The following is a 16,635-nucleotide window of genomic DNA, read 5'->3' as shown; positions in this document are numbered from 1 at the left end:
ATTTTTTCAAGTAGAACAACCACATGTCAAAATTTACGCCTTGTTATCACTCCATTTATCTGTCGCTATAAATGGTCAGTAACTTAACACAATTGGTATTAAGTTAGTTGTTACTCACTAGTTGTTGTTTTATACGGATCAGCCATTTATCAACTTAAGTAGTAAATGACGGTATATTTGCTTTCAGCTAGCTTATTTTTGTTTGTTTATTAGCCTTTTTTAATTTGTACACGGTTGAGTTAGTAAAAAATCGGTTTATTTTAACGATTTTGAAAAGTAGTTAGTAAAATCGTGATCCTTTCGGTGTTTTTAAATAAAGTTATTATAAATTAGGTGGTTAGGCTTAAGTGTTATAAAGCTAAAATAGTAGTAATCCCAAAGGGCACGTGTGTTAATAGCAAATAATGGAACTAAAACATCGCTATATAGCCGTTTGCAGCGGTTATAACTGTTTGTTCAGGTGCCTTATTTCAGATCACTATTTAACTAACAGTATTAAAAGAGCCTATTTTATTCAAATGCAAATAAGAACTACTATCTTTTGTATTTGTTGGCGTTATAATATCGCCATCTTTTTTTAGCTATGTTTAAAAGGAATTTGCAGTTTATGCAGGCCTCTAACCGTCTTTTAGACTTTCCCAAACCCGTTTTTTCTATGTTATGGCAATTTATGCAACGCTTTAGCTATGAATTAGCGGTTTTATCGCGTTTTTTTATTGCCATTGTTGGCGGGTATTTTTTTACAGCCGTTAGTGTGGCGCTATTAAGTATAGTAGTGCCTGTGCCTAAAGTTGACGCGGTTTTGCTTAGTGTGTCTGCGAGTATTTTAATTTATGCCCTAGTGTTTATTTATAGCTTTTATATTCATTCATTAAAAACTGTTTGGATCAGTATTTTACTAAGTATTGCAGCGCAACTTGTCGTGTTGTCGCTATTGAAGGGATGGTTATGAAAGGGAGTTTTTTTCGTTCAATGACGTGGTTACATACATGGGTGGGTTTGCTCGTGTGTTGGTTACTGTATTTAATATTTTTTGCAGGCACTATTAGCTTTTTTAGAGATGAAGTGAGCTTATGGAATCAGCCAAGTGTCCATAATATTGAGCAGCAGGCAGATCGTATTGGCGCGCAAAAGCAACAAATCGTGTCGGGTGTTGAGTATTTAAATGCGCAAGCACCTAATGCGCCTAATTGGCGTATAACGCTTCCTGAGGAGCGTATACCTTATTTAACGTATGGTTATGCAAAACCAAAAGAGCCTGGACAGCGCAGAGCGCAGTTTGAAAATACCCGTTTAAATCCAAATACTATGCAGCCTTTAGCACCCTTTGTAGATACCCGAGGGGGTAATTTCTTTTATCGACTGCATTTTGATTTGCATTATATTGATGTAAAAACGGCGCGTTGGATTGTCTGCTTTGCTAGTTTATTTATGCTCATTGCGTTGATATCTGGCGTCGTTATTCACAAACGTATTTTTAAAGATATGTTTGTTTTTAGAGCTAATAAAGGCAGCCGTAGCTGGTTAGATGTGCATAATTTAAGTTCGGTATTTGCCTTACCGTTTCATTTAATGATTACTTATACGGGCATTATTACCCTGATATTTATGATTTTCCCCTACCCCGCGCAAACCGTTTATGAGGATGGAATACGAGGCTTTTTTAATGATGTTTCGCCGAGTAGTCCTGCAACAGAGTCGTTGCAAGGCACTGCGCCGTTAGTGCCTATCAATACTGTTTTGGATCAGGTTTATACTAAGTGGCCAGAGGCTGATATAACTCGGGTGATTATAAATAAGCCGAATAAGGCCGCTGCGATTATTATGGTTTTGGTCAGTCCTGGAAAAACATTAAGGGATCAAGCACCGCGTTTGATATTTAGTGGAGCGAGTGGTGAGCTTGTTGCTCAAACTGATGATGAACTCACTGGCAGTAAGGCGCTGTATGAGTCACTAAATTCAATGCACACTGGGCGTTTAGCAGAGCCATTATTACGTGTTTTATACTTTTTAGGCGGCATTGCTGGCTGCATAATGATAGCCACGGGCTGTATTATGTGGGCAAAGCGCATTCGGGAGCGAATGAAAAAAAATGCTCAGCCATCATGGGGTTTAAAACTCGTCGAAGCGCTTAATTTAGGAACTTTAATGGGGTTACCCTTGGCAACGTCTGCGTTCTTTTTAGCAAACCGATTAATCAGTACACGCGCAATGGAGCGCGCGGATAAAGAGATACTTGCCTTCTTTTTAACTTGGCTGTGTGTACTTATTATCGCTTTTGTAAAGCGTGACAAGTTGCAGTGGTGTGTTATGGCTGCCATAAACAGCATTGCTTGTTTTAGTGTGCCAGTGGTTAATGCGCTAACAACACAAGGGAATATAATCAGTTATTTACGTAATGAACAGTGGGCTTTATTTATGTTTGATAGTCTCTTTTTACTGTTTGGTTTGCTGTTTTTGTTACAAACCGAAAAATTACGTACTGCACTGCAAGCTAAAAAATCTAGTCCGATAAACACTCAGGAGCAAAAAGTATGATTGCATTGCTCCCTTTTAGTTTATGTTTGGTGGCTTTTAACTGCTTTGCACTGGCTAAGTTTAATCATTTTAAGGATGTTTTTAACAAGCGCCCGACTGATCAGCAGCGTTTAATTTTATTGAGTGTTGCTTGGATCAGTATTTTACTAAGTTTGCTGCTTTGCGTTAGCGAATTACACGGCTATGGCGCTCTACAGTTTTGCGGGTTTATGTCGTTAAGTGCTTTAATTATAATGATTTTTTATAGTTTTTTAGTCAATTTAACTAAGCTTTTTAACTTGCTTGTATTATTGATATTAGCCACGAGTACGTTATTTTTTGGTTTAAATGGGCTTTAGTTAGTAAAAACCTGATCCCAAAGAATAGGCTAAATTGAGGTAAAAAAATGGCAAGCGAAAGCTTGCCAATAAAAAAGGGGGATTGTCATTATGTCTTGTACTTGCCTGTCTCTTTGCAAGTGGGGCTAATATAGCCCCTCTTTATTTAGTTTACCTTACAGTAAGGTGAACGTTTTATTACAACCTAGGCGGGGCGTGTAAACCCCCTTTACAGCGATTTTTGATTTACCCAAATAATCTCATCTGTTGCAAAACCAAGCGCTTTTACTTGGCTTAAAAAGTGCTGCTTGAGCTCTTTACTCACTGTAGGTGTTCGCGATAAAAACCATAAGTAATCTTTGCTATAACTGGTAATAAACGCATATTGATAATCAGGTTGGTCGAGCTCAAAAATAATATAGGCACCATAAAACGGGCCAAAAAATGACACTTTAAAATGCCCTGTATCTGCGTTTTCTACAAATTTAGCTAAGCCTTCAGCTTCGTCCCATTTTTGTTCTTTACTAATAAACCCTTTGTTTAATACCTTTACCGTTCCATCATCGTTAATTGAATAAGTGGCTGTTACTTGCTCCATTCCTTGTTCAAAAGAGTGGTCTAATCGTGCTATTTCATACCACTTGCCTTGGTATTTCTCTAAATCAAAGTTTTTAACAGGGGTTATTCCTTCGGGTGCGCTGGTACAGGCACTGAGTAAAAACACGGTGGTAATAAATAATGCGGTTTTAAAAGCGAGTTTCATGTTGTTTCCTTTTCTTTAGAAATTGCTATAGGATCGCCTTAATACTAAAGCAATTTAAAGAACTTAGCATGAAAATTTGGGTTGATGCTGACGCTTGTCCGGTGGTAATAAAAGAAATTTTATTTAGAGCTGCAGAGCGTACGCAAACAGAAACAATACTGGTTGCAAATCATGCCATGCGCATCCCACCGTCAAAATTTATTAGCCGACTACAAGTGTCATCGGGCTTTGATGTGGCTGATGATGAAATAGTAAAGCGGATTGAAAAAGGCGACTTAGTGATCACAGGAGATATTCCACTGGCAAGTGAAGTGATTGATAATGGCGGCCAAGCGCTTAATCCGCGCGGTGAGCTTTACACCACTGAAAACATTCGTTCATTACTAAATGTACGCGATTTTATGGATACTATGCGCTCAAGTGGCGTAGAAATGAGTGGTGGGCCACCTCCATTAAGCCAAAGTGACAGACAAAATTTTGCTAACAATCTTGATCGTATTTTAGCGCAAAATAAGAGCAATTAAGGTGAGCAGCCAGTTAATAGGGTTAGGTGATAATTCATTCAGTGTTGCTGTGTATGTAGCAAAAGCGCCCCCTATGCCTTACTTTGAAACACTTGCGCAGCTAGAGCCTGCAGTTAGTGGGCAAATTAATAGCATAAACCAGCACTGTGGCAATGGCTGGCGAAAAGTTTTTAATGTATACGCCAAAGTGTTATTTGCCCTGCCAAGCGAATATTACGCTTTTGCTAAACAAGCCGTGAGTTGGCAAGCATATCGCGATGAGCTGTTGTTACAAAAGCATAACGGTACTGCATTACTCTTTAATGCGCCGGTGCTTACTGAGCATAAAAATCAATTGCACATTATTGCTGGGCGAACTCACGCTAAAAACTTGATACAAGAAGGTAAGTTAAACGCCCAACTTGATTGGCTTGATGATGAGTTTGCTATAGATAAAAGCCAGAATATTATTGTATGCCCCTATTTTGATTATAGGCAGCTGAGTAATATTAAAATTGCCCGTTTGAGTGAATTAGTGGCTCAGTTGCGAATAATCTAAGCCACTTTCGTTTTTTAGGTAAGTGTTACGCTCAGTGTGTTAGCGCTATCAACTAGCATGAGCGATCCCAAAATAAATAGGATGCAGGCCGATGCACGGCCAAATTTTAGTGAGAGCGCCGGATTATTGCTGAGGATTTTTCTGGCACTTACCCCTATTAACCAATATACCAGCGCACAGCCAACTAAATGAATAATGCTAAGTACCAGCAATTGTTCAGTAATAGAAAATGACAGTGTTGGTAAAACAAACTGCGGCAATAAGGCTAAAAATAACAGTATCACTTTGGGATTCAAGCCACTAATTATAAAGCCCTTTCTCATCCACTTTAGAGGCGTGTCTGAGGTGTGTTCTTGGCCATCGTTATAGGCTGCAGGCATTGGAGGAAATCGGTACAGTGATACGGCAATCCAAATTATGTACAAAGCACCAAATAAGGTTAACAGCTTTATAAACATGGCATGCGACGCTAATAACGCGCCTAAACCTACTACCACTATTAAACTGGCCATTAAATGCCCAAGTATTAACCCCGCTACTGCAGGAATGATTTTATCACCCACTATACCTGCACTGATTGTATAAGCCCAATCGGCACCGGGGGTAAGTACAAACAAGATTGATACCAGCCAAAAAGAAAAAATAATATTAATATCCATACGTATCCATGCGCTAAAACCCAAAATAAGTGAACTGCTATTTTATTTCTTTCTGATGAGTAAAAGTTACTGTATTTTACTGACATAAGCGTTCATTTTAGGAAATAATCAACTATGGATACCATAGATAGGAAAATTCTTGCTGAGTTGCAAGTTGATGGCAGGCTCACCCTTTCTGAATTGGCTGATCGTGTTGGGCTAAGCGTGTCACCTTGTCATCGTCGTGTAAAAGAGCTTGAGAAAAGCAAAGCAATTGTTGGCTACAGAACTGAAATATCACCTGAAAAAGTGGGTTTAAACTTTTCTGCGTTAGTATTTATTACTATTAAAGAAGGTGATAAAGCGTCATTAAGCAAATTAGAGCAAGCAGTCGATGCTATCCCTCAGATCACCAATGCACAACGCTTATTTGGCACCCCTGATTACCTGTTACATGTTGTAACTAAAGATTTAGCCGCGTTTCAGCAACTCTACGATGACAAGCTATCAGCCTTACCGGGTGTGCAACGTTTAACTTCAACCATTGTGATGAAAGATATTGTAAGAGCGCGTAACTTGCACTTTTAACAGGTTATGTTTTACACGAACTTTAAAAAGTTAAGGCGATGACGCTGCAAAGCCTTTGCCTAAATAGGTAAAAATAAAGTGTAAATAAAGCTTGTTATAAAGTGTATTGCTGTTATTGTGCTTACCATCGGGTTGATAGAAAGCCCTGTTTATTTGTAAGTACCTCGTTGTTATTAGTAATAATCCTTCGCGATATCCTCAAGTTAAATGTTTGTTTTCTTCCTGTTAAACGCCTATTTTAAGGCAAATTTTTTATTATTTTTTTAGGATATTATTATGTCTAATACAACTACTGGTACAGTAAAATTTTTCAATGAAGCAAAAGGTTTTGGTTTTATTGAGCAAGAATCTGGCGCAGACGTTTTCGCACATTTCAGTGCTATCTCTGGCGACGGTTTCAAAACATTAGCTGAAGGCCAACGTGTACAGTTTACTGTTACTCAAGGTCAAAAAGGCCCGCAAGCTGAAAACATCGTTTGCATCTAATTATAGAGGGAGTGGGCTTTAAAGCGCACTCACTCCGCTTAAACTAGTGTTAAGCAATAAAGCTAATATCATTATGATATTAGCTTTTTTTTTGACAAAAATTTATACAACGTAACCGCTAAAGCCAAGTGCTTTAAAATAAAGCTTTGGAATACCAAATCCACATTCATTCAGTAGTTCACTAAAGCGCATACGATCTAGGGGGTAAAACTCTCTTTCGAGGTTATGCCCCATTTGAGTTTTGCCAGCTTCAGTTAAGCCTAATTGAGCACAGGTGTTTAATTGTGACTCACGCTCAAATGTTGTTTCTGGGCGCATTAAATCAGCAATGTAAAGATTCGCTCCTTTTTTAAGGTTAGCTTTAATGCTTTTAAGAATTTGTTTTTTGTCGCCGTTATCTTCTACAAAATGCATCACTAGTAAACATAATACGGCGTCTGCTTTCGCTTTTATTTTATCAACTGGGCTACATTCAATAGTGACACGGCTATCAATACCTTGCTCTGCAAAGCGTTGTTTTGCAATGTCGAGCATATCACTAGAGGTGTCTTGGGCAGTAAACTGCCATTTAGGATTCATTTTTGCTAATGCTAATACTTCCTTACCTGTGCCGGCACCAATCACTAAAATGTGTGCATCGTCGCTTAATGTGGTTTGCAGCTGTGCATTGGTTAGTTGATGAAGTAGCTCATAGCCTGGGACTAAACGGGTAATGCGGTTATCATATTCTTGTGCTTCTTCGCCTGTGAAAGTGGGCATGCTGTCTCCTTAAATTACGTTTATGGTGGAGTATCCACCCGGTTTTTTAGCGACATGAATTTGTGTAGCAACGCGTTCGCTCATTTCACTTACATGTGAAATTACACCGACCTTTCTACCTTGCGCTTGCAATGAATCTAGCGCGTCCATGGCAATACTGAGTGTTTCACTATCTAGTGTTCCAAAGCCCTCGTCAACAAATAACGAGTTAATTTGCACTTTGTTCGAAGATAGTGAGGCAAGTCCAAGTGCTAATGCCAACGACACTAAAAACGATTCACCGCCAGATAGCGTATTGACCGAGCGTTGCTCATCGGCCATATCGCGGTCGATAATGGCTATATCAAGTGACTCAGCAATTGCAGTGAGCTCATAGCGCTTGTTAAGGGTTTTTAAATGGCTATTAGCATAATGCAGCAATATTTTGAGTGTTTGTGTTTGCGCTAAATTACGCATTGTTTTACCTGTGGCATCACCGAGCACTTTATTAAGTAAATGCCATTGGTCAACCTGTTGCTTGAGTTGGCTTAGTTCAGCTTGTTTGCCCTCAAGCGCTTTTGCATTTTGGTTGTGCTGCTCAATCGCGGTGTTGATGGTGAGTAAGCTATTTTGCAATTGTGTTTGCTGGGTATTTAAGTGGTTTTGTTGCTCAATTAGCTGTGCTTCGCTTTGCGTTGGCTGATTATTTTGTTGGTGCTGTTCATTAGCTTGTTGCTGTTGCTTTAACGCGGCACTGGCATCAACGACTGCTTGCGATAGTTGCTCGCCTTGTTTTAACTGAATTTTAATATCGTCGTTGCTGATAGTTAGTAAAAATGTGACTTGCTCATGACTGATATCGCCATGAAGGATGTTAAATTCTTTAAACCAGTCGCTGTAACGCGTTTCAAGCATCACTAACTCTTGGTGGTTATCTGCCAGACGATGCTCAAGGTTTTTAAGCGTGATAGCGTGTTCATCGCGCTGTTTTACGGCACTGTCGTGTGCTTGTTGGCTGGCACTTAATTGGCTTTGGCAGTGCTCTAGCTGTGCTGACAGTTTAGCTTGGTAGTCATCGGCGCTAATAGTTTGGTTATCAAATAAGGCTAAGCGCTGTTGCTGCGTATTATTGTGTTGTTGCTGTGATTTAGTTAATTCTTCATTGAGCGTGCTAATTTGCTGCTCTGCTTTGGTTATAAGCGGTGTTAGTTGTTGTAACTGTACATTGGCGCTGTCGCATTGTTTTTGACTTTGTTCAAGCTGTGCTTGGATTTGCTGATATTGTTCTACCTGCTGAGCTAAATCGCTAAGCGTTAACGATCCTGCTTGCAATGCGTGCCAAAAATCACTGTGTTCAAAATGTAAATTGAGCTCTTTTATAATCGCTTCGTTTTGAGTTGCTAGTTCATCGCATTTGTTATTAAGCTGAGATTGCTGATTGCTCAGCTCAACATGCTGTGTGTTTAATTGTTGCTGTGTCGCTTGTTCTTTTTTAACTGTGCTTTGCAGCTGGTTAACAGTTTCTTGCAAATTACTAAGCTGTTTTTGCGCCGAAAAATACTGTGTTTTTTGTTCACTTAATTGCTTATAAGTTTCATCAAGCTGCTCAACTGTTAACTCATTAAGCTCGGTTTTAGCCGCTTGCATGGTATTTTTAATTTCCAGCATTTTGGCTTGTGCATCACTAATGGCTTGGCTGTACTGAGCATGCTCTGCCACCAAAACAGCGTGTTGTGTTTGGTGTTGATGAAGCTGTGCTTGAGCATCTTGGTGTTGCTGTTTTTTGCTATTATATGCATTTTCAAAGTCGGTTATTAAGTTTGTAAAAGGTTGGCTTTGATTGCTCGCGAACGGGTGCTCTGTAGCCCCACAAACGACACAAGACTCATTTGGAACCAGTTGTGCGCGTAAATGCTCAACATGCTCACTGGCGCGAAGCCTCGCTTGATTAAGCGCTTGCTCTGCGTGTTTAAGTGCCTGCTCTTTGCTGGTTAAATGCGTAAGCAGCGTAGTTTTAGTGTGTTCACTGTGGCTGAGCTTTTCTGCCACATCACGTTGCTGTTGCACCGTGTGTTTTAATTCTTGGTTAAACTGCTTATAGCGTGTGCGCTGATCTTTTAAATAATCAATGTTTTTAAGCTTAATGTCGCATTGTTCAATGTTAAATTGAGCGTGCTGCTGGTTTAGCTTATTTAGGCTTTGCTGCTGCGTTGTAAGCGTTTGCTCTGCTTGTTCGAGTTGTTTATTTTGCTCGCTAAGTTTTGCTGTGAGTATTGTTTGTTGCTCTGCGTGAGCCTGAGCTTGCTGCTGGGTTGTTTTTAGTTGTATCTGAGTATTAAAAAACTGCTTAAAACTATGATGAAAATAGTTCCAATCAGTTGCCAATGGCTTTAATTGACTCTGCTCGTTCAACCAGTGCTGATGCCCTGTGATTTGAGTTGTGGCTTGCTCTGCACTTATTTTGTTTTGTTGTAGCTGCTGTTGTAAATCACTTAATTGTTGCTGCTCTTTGGTGCTTTGTTGAGTCAGACTTTTTATCGTTTGGTTATATATTGCTAATTGGCTGTCGAGCTCTCGCGCTTTTGCAATCAGAGGCTCTGCCGTTAGCTTTTGTTTTTTTGCTGTATCTAATTCGTTTTGCTGTTTTTTAACGTTACTGGCTTGCTCGGTGATCAGCGCGTTGTGATCAAGCTCGTTTAATTGTTTTATTTGTGTATTTAACTGGCTATTTTGCGCTGTTAAGCTTTCACAGCGCTGGCGGTTATCTTTAATTTCAAGCGCACTTTGCGCTTGTTTTGCTTGCTCAGTTTGCGCTTTAACACCATTGAGTGCAGCATGTGCTTGTTGCTCGTTTTGCTGAGCATTTTTTAATGTCAGCTCTAAGCTATGTGCTTGCTTATACCAATTAACACCTTGCTCTGTCGTTGCTAAAGTTGTTTTAGTGTGTTCAATTTGTTGTTTTAAATCAGCCAGCGTTTGTTGTTTTTCACTCAGCTCATCGTCAGACAATAACGTATAACTGGCTAAACTTGCCGTTAGTAATTCAAATTTATCTTTAATAGCTTTGTTGCGCTCAAATATACGCTGCCCTATTCGACTAAATTTATCGGTGCCAGTCAGGCACTCTAAAAGCTGCGCGCGCTCATCGCCAGTGGCTTTTAAAAAGGCGGCAAACTCATGTTGTGCTAGTAACACCGCACGCGAGAACTGCTCAAAGGTTAAACCTATTTTATTTTCTATGGCTTTTAAGGTGCCACTTTTGTCAGCAATTAAGGTTTCATCGGGTAGGCTATGTAAAGTATGTTCGGCCACTTTAAGTTTGCCGGTTACTTTTTTATGTGTACGTTGAATACTATAACGTGCTCTGTAAAGTTGTTGGTCTTGGCCACTAAAATCTACTTCGGCGTACCCTTCCCATTTGCCACGGCGCAATAAATTGCGGGCATCGTTAAGCTTAATGTTATCGCCATTAAAATCTATTAGGTTACCTTTATCGCCTTTCAAACGCGCAGTTTTTGTATAAAGCGCTAGGCAGATAGCATCGAGTACGGTGCTTTTACCTGCGCCGGTGTCACCTGTAATGGCAAAGAGGCCTGCGTCTTTGAGTGGCGAGGCTAAAAAGTCGATTTCGGCATCGGCAATGGAGGCTAAATTATGAATACGAACAGCCGTTATTTTCATAGCAGTTGCTCCTGTTCAAGTTCTTCAATTACGTCGGTTAACAGTGCTTTTAATTCATTGGGCACGGTCGCTGCGGCCATATCTTTATCATTATTAAATGCTTGTTCGAGTAAGCTAATTGGGTTGAGCATTTCAACAAAGCTTAAATCTTCAAATACCGTTTCTGAGGAATTACTCACTTGCTGGTCACGAACTCGCTCTATGCCACAAAAATTAACCTGCTTTCCTTTAAGTGCTTGCTCAATTTGTTCTCGAAAGGTGGTATCGATATCACTTGATTTAAGTTTTACTCGTAAGTAGGGAGCCATGTCGTATTGCTCTGTATCGAGTGCTTTTATTTGCTCACACAGCTGCGCTAAAGGCACACACTCTCCTTCAGGAAGAACAATGACTTCTGCTAAACGCGGAATGTAAAGGGGGTTTACAGTGGTGTTTAACGGTTGGTTTTTTTGCGCGCTAAATTCAACCAGATTTACTTGATGGGTATACTTTCTCTCTGAAAACGACATTGGAATAGGCGTGCCGCTATAGCGAATGTACTCATTTTTAGCCACTAGTTGGGCTTTATGTAAGTGCCCTAGTGCGACGTAATTGGCTTGCTTACCAAATACCAACGCTGAAATAGCTTCTTCACCGCCAATGACCAAATTACGTTCAGAGTCACCGGAAATATTACCGCCTTTTGCATGCAAATGACCCATAACAATTAAAGGCGTATTTTCAGCGTTAAGTGTTAGCGCATGTTCAAGAGCAAGTTCATAGGCTTTTGCAACGCCCTGTGCGTAACTAGGGCCATCTTCGGTTTGGCTAAGCGTGCTTATGTCACTGGTGCGTAAAAAAGGCATAGCGAGTACCACAGCGCGTTTATCATCGTTATTAATCGTTATTACAACGTCACTGGGTTTAGCAGGATCAAACCGCCCTACCACATGAGTATCAAACTGGGCTAATAAGGGCTGTGCAGCCAAAATACGATTAGCGGAGTCATGATTACCCGCAATAATAACAACGTGTAATTGTGGGCACTGGGCTTTGGCGTTTTTTATAAATTGATAGAGTTGGTTTTCGGCGCTAGCACTGGGGGTGGCGGTATGATAAATGTCGCCTGCAACAAGCAATAAATCGATTTGTTGGCTAACGAGGGTGGTTAATAACCAAGAGAAAAAAGCATGATGTTCATGACGGCGATCATGTTCATAAAATTGCTGACCTAGGTGCCAGTCTGAAGTGTGAAGAACTTTCATTTTGCGCTCTTAAAAAACCATAAGAGCGCCAATATACCCAAGGCAATTAAAGATGCAAGTATCGCTTTAGGTTAAAGTATACCAAGCTATAAAAATAACGGGCAAAGCAGCGAGCGCGATTGTTAAAGGCCACTTTAATGCTTTGGCTTTTTTAGCTTGTAATACTTGCAGTGCATTAGTTTCATTACAAGCAGCGACTTTATCAATATACAGATAACCCGAGTTTATATACTGCTTACAATTTTGCACGTCTGCTGGTATTGCAATTAGTTTTTGCTGCTTTTTTAGGACATAAAAATCCATAAACTCACCACACTTAATACGATTAGTTAGAACAAAAAATATTTGAGAGAAACGCTAAAAAAATGCTCTCAAATTAAAAAAGTGGGCGATTCTAATTACAAACCATAGTAAAGATCAACCTAAAACTGCGTTATTTAGCTTTTTTAATGAAAATAGCTGTGTTTTTTTGTTTTATCTCTACTTTTAGTGATAGCCAGTGTGTTTTGTAAACCCCCTTTACAGTTTTGTTTAGCGTATTAATGGCCTTTTTTTATTCAATTTCTGACGAAATGTCCGTTCTTTTTTGTTGTGTAAAACGCTATTTATTGTATTTATAAAAAGGTGGGGAATATCACCCTATAAAAGCAGGGTTTTATCGCTATTTTATTGAAGCTAAGCTGTAAATTTGTCACAGTAGCGTTACTAAAATCGATCAGGATTAACAATGAAGAAAAATTTATTTACACTCAGTGCGTTTATAATGCCTTTGGCAATGGCAAGCACTGTGCTTGCCTCATCTGTTGAGCAAACTAAAGGCAGCTATGTTGATAAGTTTCGTCAACTAGACGAAGCCTTGCCTACTCCTAATGTTTACCGCAGTGCAGCAGGTGCCCCTGCTGAAAATTATTGGCAGCAACGCGTTGACTACGATATTGATGTAACACTCGATGAGCAAAAACGTCGTTTAACGGGGAGTCAAACAATTGAATATAAAAATAACTCTCCACATACATTAAAGTATCTATGGCTTCAGCTTGATCAAAATATTTTTAAAAATGACTCAATTGCAGAAACCACACAAACATTTAAAAGTACCTTACAAAACGAACCAGATGCAAAACCAGCTAAGTTAAGCTTAGGTGATTTACGTCGTCAACAGTTTATGAACGACAATGAACTGGGTTACACCATTAGCAATGTTAAAGATGAAGATGGTAAAGCGCTGCGCGTGACTGTGGTTGATACCTTAATGCGCATTGATTTAAATACGCCACTTAAACCAGGTAAAGATGTTGAGTTTAGTATGGACTTTGCGTTTAACCTCGTTGAAGAAGACGCGGTAGGCGCACGTGCAGGTTACGAGCATTTTGAAGAAGACGGTAACGATATTTTCTTAGTTGCACAGTGGTTTCCTCGCTTAGCGGCTTACACCGATTACGAAGCATGGACAAACAAACCGTTTTTAGGCAGTGGTGAGTTCACTTTAGAGTTTGGTGACTACGATGTTGAAATTACGGTTCCTGCGGATCATATTGTATCGGCAACTGGTAAGCTTGATAACCCAAGCTCGGTATTGACCAGCACTCAGCGCAAGCGTTTAAAAGAAGCTGAAACAGCAAAACGCCCTGTGTTTGTTGTTACCGAAGAAGAAGCGCTCGAAAACGAAAAAGCCGGTACAGACAAAACAAAAACATGGCATTTTAAAGCAGAAAATGTTCGTGACTTTGCTTGGGCATCATCACGTAAATTTATGTGGGATGCTAAAGGTTACCAGCAAGGTGGTGATGAACAACCACTCGTTATGGCGATGTCGTTCTTCCCTAAAGAAGGTGGCGACTTATGGAAGAAATACTCAACTGAAGCGGTTGTACACACGATGGAAGTGTATTCACAGTATTCATTTGATTACCCATATCCAACTGCGCAGTCAGTTAATGGCCCTGTAGGGGGTATGGAATACCCAATGATCACTTTTAATGGCCCACGTACAGATTTACAAGACGATGGTACACGCACTTACTCTCAAGCAGAAAAGCGTTTTTTAATTGGTGTTGTTATTCATGAAGTGGGTCATATCTACTTTCCAATGATTGTAAACTCAGATGAGCGCCAATGGACTTGGATGGATGAAGGTTTAAATAGCTTTTTAGACGGTGTTGCTGGGCGTGAATGGGATCCAACCATTCCATGGGGTGTTGAACCACGTGACATTGTTGCTTACATGAAGTCAGAGACTCAAGTGCCTATCATGACGCAATCAGACAGTGTGCTTCGTTTAGGCCCTAACGCCTATACTAAACCAGCTGCGGCATTAAATATTTTACGTGAAGTAATTTTAGGGCGTGAATTATTTGATTTTGCGTTTAAAGAATATGCTCAGCGCTGGAAATATAAGCGCCCTACTCCGGCTGATTTTTTCCGTACTATGGAAGAAGCCTCAGGTGTTGATTTAGATTGGTTCTGGCGTGGTTGGTTCTACACCACAGACCATGTCGATATCTCGCTTGATAAAGTATATCAATTACGTTTAGACACCAAAAATCCAGATATCGACTTTAAACGTTTACGTGATATTGAAGCGAATAAGCCAAGCTCATTATTTGTTGAGCGTAATCGCGCTGAAGGTAAAAAAACGTGGGTTGAACAAAATCCAGATGTGACAGACTTTTATGACGAAAACGATCGTTTTACCGTTACAAACAAAGAGCGTAATACGTACAATAAGTTTTTAGAAGGCTTAAAGCCGTGGGAGCGTAAAACACTTGATCGCGCGCTAGAAGAAGACAAAAACTACTACGTGATGGAATTTTCAAACCTCGGTGGCTTAGTGATGCCAATTCTTTTAGAGCTAACGTATGAAGATGGCACTAAAGAGGAACGTTATATTCCAGCAGAAATTTGGCGTCGTAATCACAAAAACGTACAAAAGCTGATTATTACCGACAAAAACAAACCGCTTACCTCAGTAACGGTTGATCCAGGCTGGGAAACAGCAGATGTTGATGTAGAAAATAACCACTACCCACGTCGTATTATTCCTTCGCGTATTGAAGTGTATAAACGTGAAAAGAGTAAGGCAAAAGTAAGCCGCGATATTATGCAAGATATCAAAACAGAGCTGAAAAAAGACGAGCCAAAAGACGAAAAAAATAACGACGAGGATCAATAATAATGCGTTTTTTGCTTATTATTGTTTGTTTTTTAATTGCTGCGCCAAGTATGGCGCATCAATTAAAATCATCCGTTACAACGGTGTTATTTAATCAGCGTACGCACAATATTGAATTGATGCATCGTTTTTATTTACATGACACAGAGCATGCTGTTGGTAACTTGTTTCAAGGCAAAGTGGATATTATGAGTAACAAGCGTGACCAAAAACGCTTTGCCAAGTATGTTGAATCTCATGTTGCCTTACAAACCTTGAGCGGTGAGCCCCTCACCCTTAATTATGTAGGTGCACAAGTGGATGGTAAGTTTTTTTGGGTGTACCAAGAAGCTGCTATTCCCGATGAGATTGAGGGCATTAGAATGAGTCATGGTGCACTGCGTGATTTGTGGCCTGCACAAGTGAATATGGTGAACGTTGAAGGGCGAGGACAGATCAAAACCTTAAACTTTAGCCAAGACGATACCTGGCTTGAAGCGAAATTTGAGCCGAAATAACCACTATTATTGCGCACCTTTAGAGGGTGCGCACTTTCCTTTATAGCTGATCGAGTTAATTAATTGCATCGTAAAGTCTTTACTATACCAGTTATACAAACCCAAACTATTACGTTATCAAGTGAGCTATAATTAAATTTCAATGGACTGAGCTGTTTTTATATGTTTATTGATATACTTTTTATTAAAGGTTTAGCTAACCTAAGCCAAACCTAGCATACTGAGCTAATTATTTAGCGCAAGGAATGAAATGAAAACGCAAATTGAGGCAATCAAAGGTGTTATTTTTGATTTAGACGGAACTTTAGTATCTTCAGAATTAAACTTTTCATTGATAAAAGCCCAAGTAGGTTGCCCTGCAGAGCAAGACTTACTCGATTACATAGAACAATTGCCTTCCCCCTATATGCGTGAAGAAGCAATGAATATAGTGCATCAGCATGAGTTATTAGATGCACAATCGGCTAAGCTTCTACCTGGCGTTGTAGAGGCTGTTAAAGCGCTACAAGCTAAAAACATACCTATGGCCATTGTTACACGTAATTTTGATAAGGCGGCGACATTAAAGTTACAGAATAACCCGCTACCAATAGAAACAGTACTCACCCGAACAGACGCACCAGCAAAACCCGATCCGAGCGCTTTATTAACGGTTGCAACTCAATGGGAAATGCCGGTTGATAATGTGATTTATGTTGGTGATTATTTATACGACATACAAGCGGCGCACAATGCCAATATGCGTGCCTGTTTGTATGCACCTGATGTAACCCCCGGATATGCCGAACAAGCCGATTTTGTTATTCATGCGTTTGATGAGTTGGTGTCATTAATTGACAATTACGCTGAAAAAGTGAGGGTCTGTTGACCTTTCAAGGTTGAATTTGCAGCAGTCTGTTTGGTATTTAGGC

At 39.9% G+C, this 16,635-nt stretch carries 16 protein-coding genes; 10 read left to right on the top strand and 6 right to left on the bottom strand.

Annotation, left to right across the window (positions count from 1 at the left end; all coding sequences use genetic code 11):
• Nucleotides 1-607 precede the first annotated feature (607 nt).
• Genes QMA00_RS13315 through QMA00_RS13305 form a run of 3 tightly spaced genes read left to right on the top strand, consistent with a single transcriptional unit; the run spans nucleotide 608 to nucleotide 2,876 of the window.
• Complete coding sequence (locus tag QMA00_RS13315) at nucleotides 608-952, top strand: hypothetical protein (RefSeq protein WP_262976778.1); 345 nt, start codon at nucleotides 608-610, stop codon at nucleotides 950-952.
• The gene (locus QMA00_RS13310) at nucleotides 949-2,538 is read left to right on the top strand and encodes a PepSY-associated TM helix domain-containing protein (protein ID WP_290157596.1); all 1,590 of its coding nucleotides are present in this window, start codon (nucleotides 949-951) and stop codon (nucleotides 2,536-2,538) included. Before QMA00_RS13315 ends, QMA00_RS13310 begins: the two co-directional genes overlap by 4 nt.
• Nucleotides 2,535-2,876, top strand: a complete 342-nt coding sequence (locus tag QMA00_RS13305; protein WP_013462810.1) for a DUF3325 domain-containing protein — start codon at nucleotides 2,535-2,537, stop codon at nucleotides 2,874-2,876. The genes QMA00_RS13310 and QMA00_RS13305 overlap by 4 nt, the downstream gene beginning before the upstream one ends.
• A gap of 208 nt (nucleotides 2,877-3,084) precedes the next feature.
• Here the strand turns inward: QMA00_RS13305 and QMA00_RS13300 are convergent, their stop codons facing one another.
• Nucleotides 3,085-3,618 (bottom strand): lipocalin family protein, encoded by a 534-nt coding sequence (locus QMA00_RS13300; protein ID WP_016899982.1) that lies wholly within the window; start codon nucleotides 3,616-3,618, stop codon nucleotides 3,085-3,087.
• A gap of 68 nt (nucleotides 3,619-3,686) precedes the next feature.
• Here QMA00_RS13300 and QMA00_RS13295 point away from each other — a divergent pair, with 68 nt between their 5' ends.
• Nucleotides 3,687-4,142 carry a YaiI/YqxD family protein gene (locus tag QMA00_RS13295; RefSeq protein WP_028834651.1) on the top strand — a complete coding sequence of 152 codons (456 nt, stop codon included), beginning with the start codon at nucleotides 3,687-3,689 and terminating at the stop codon, nucleotides 4,140-4,142.
• 1 nt (nucleotide 4,143) lies between these two features.
• Nucleotides 4,144-4,680 (top strand): hypothetical protein, encoded by a 537-nt coding sequence (locus QMA00_RS13290; RefSeq protein WP_076922555.1) that lies wholly within the window; start codon nucleotides 4,144-4,146, stop codon nucleotides 4,678-4,680.
• Nucleotides 4,681-4,694: 14 nt separating this feature from the next.
• Here the strand turns inward: QMA00_RS13290 and QMA00_RS13285 are convergent, their stop codons facing one another.
• Nucleotides 4,695-5,339: a LysE family translocator gene (locus QMA00_RS13285; RefSeq protein WP_076922556.1), complete on the bottom strand. Its 645-nt coding sequence runs from the start codon at nucleotides 5,337-5,339 to the stop codon at nucleotides 4,695-4,697.
• 114 nt (nucleotides 5,340-5,453) lie between these two features.
• Between QMA00_RS13285 and QMA00_RS13280 the strand changes: the two genes are divergently transcribed.
• Together QMA00_RS13280 and QMA00_RS13275 are read left to right on the top strand one after the other, a co-directional pair.
• Nucleotides 5,454-5,906: an Lrp/AsnC family transcriptional regulator gene (locus QMA00_RS13280; protein WP_013462814.1), complete on the top strand. Its 453-nt coding sequence runs from the start codon at nucleotides 5,454-5,456 to the stop codon at nucleotides 5,904-5,906.
• A gap of 276 nt (nucleotides 5,907-6,182) precedes the next feature.
• Entirely contained in the window at nucleotides 6,183-6,392 is a 210-nt protein-coding gene (locus tag QMA00_RS13275; protein WP_011329603.1) for a cold-shock protein, read from the top strand.
• A gap of 102 nt (nucleotides 6,393-6,494) precedes the next feature.
• Here the strand turns inward: QMA00_RS13275 and QMA00_RS13270 are convergent, their stop codons facing one another.
• From QMA00_RS13270 to QMA00_RS13255, 4 genes are all read right to left on the bottom strand, one after another.
• Nucleotides 6,495-7,151 carry a class I SAM-dependent methyltransferase gene (locus QMA00_RS13270; RefSeq protein ID WP_076922557.1) on the bottom strand — a complete coding sequence of 219 codons (657 nt, stop codon included), beginning with the start codon at nucleotides 7,149-7,151 and terminating at the stop codon, nucleotides 6,495-6,497.
• A 9-nt stretch (nucleotides 7,152-7,160) separates the two neighbouring features.
• The gene (locus QMA00_RS13265) at nucleotides 7,161-10,811 is read right to left on the bottom strand and encodes an AAA family ATPase (RefSeq protein WP_076922558.1); all 3,651 of its coding nucleotides are present in this window, start codon (nucleotides 10,809-10,811) and stop codon (nucleotides 7,161-7,163) included.
• Nucleotides 10,808-12,055 carry an exonuclease SbcCD subunit D C-terminal domain-containing protein gene (locus QMA00_RS13260; protein WP_076922559.1) on the bottom strand — a complete coding sequence of 416 codons (1,248 nt, stop codon included), beginning with the start codon at nucleotides 12,053-12,055 and terminating at the stop codon, nucleotides 10,808-10,810. Before QMA00_RS13260 ends, QMA00_RS13265 begins: the two co-directional genes overlap by 4 nt.
• A 66-nt stretch (nucleotides 12,056-12,121) precedes the next feature.
• A complete protein-coding gene (locus QMA00_RS13255) occupies nucleotides 12,122-12,358 on the bottom strand; it encodes a hypothetical protein (protein WP_013462818.1) in 237 nt (78 codons plus the stop codon).
• Nucleotides 12,359-12,782: 424 nt separating this feature from the next.
• On the opposite strand from QMA00_RS13255, the gene QMA00_RS13250 reads away from it, so the two are divergent.
• The 3 genes from QMA00_RS13250 (at nucleotide 12,783) to QMA00_RS13240 (ending at nucleotide 16,592) form a co-directional block, all read left to right on the top strand.
• Entirely contained in the window at nucleotides 12,783-15,227 is a 2,445-nt protein-coding gene (locus tag QMA00_RS13250) for a M1 family metallopeptidase (protein ID WP_076922560.1), read from the top strand.
• Nucleotides 15,228-15,229: 2 nt separating this feature from the next.
• Entirely contained in the window at nucleotides 15,230-15,724 is a 495-nt protein-coding gene (locus QMA00_RS13245) for a DUF6702 family protein (protein WP_033103224.1), read from the top strand.
• A gap of 250 nt (nucleotides 15,725-15,974) precedes the next feature.
• Nucleotides 15,975-16,592, top strand: coding sequence for an HAD family hydrolase (locus tag QMA00_RS13240; protein WP_076922561.1), 618 nt, complete (start codon nucleotides 15,975-15,977; stop codon nucleotides 16,590-16,592).
• The last annotated feature ends 43 nt before the right edge of the window (nucleotides 16,593-16,635 follow it).

The organism is Pseudoalteromonas sp. APC 3694 (assembly GCF_030407565.1).
GTDB lineage: Bacteria > Pseudomonadota > Gammaproteobacteria > Enterobacterales > Alteromonadaceae > Pseudoalteromonas > Pseudoalteromonas tetraodonis.
This window is presented reverse-complemented; position numbering and strand designations above follow the sequence as displayed.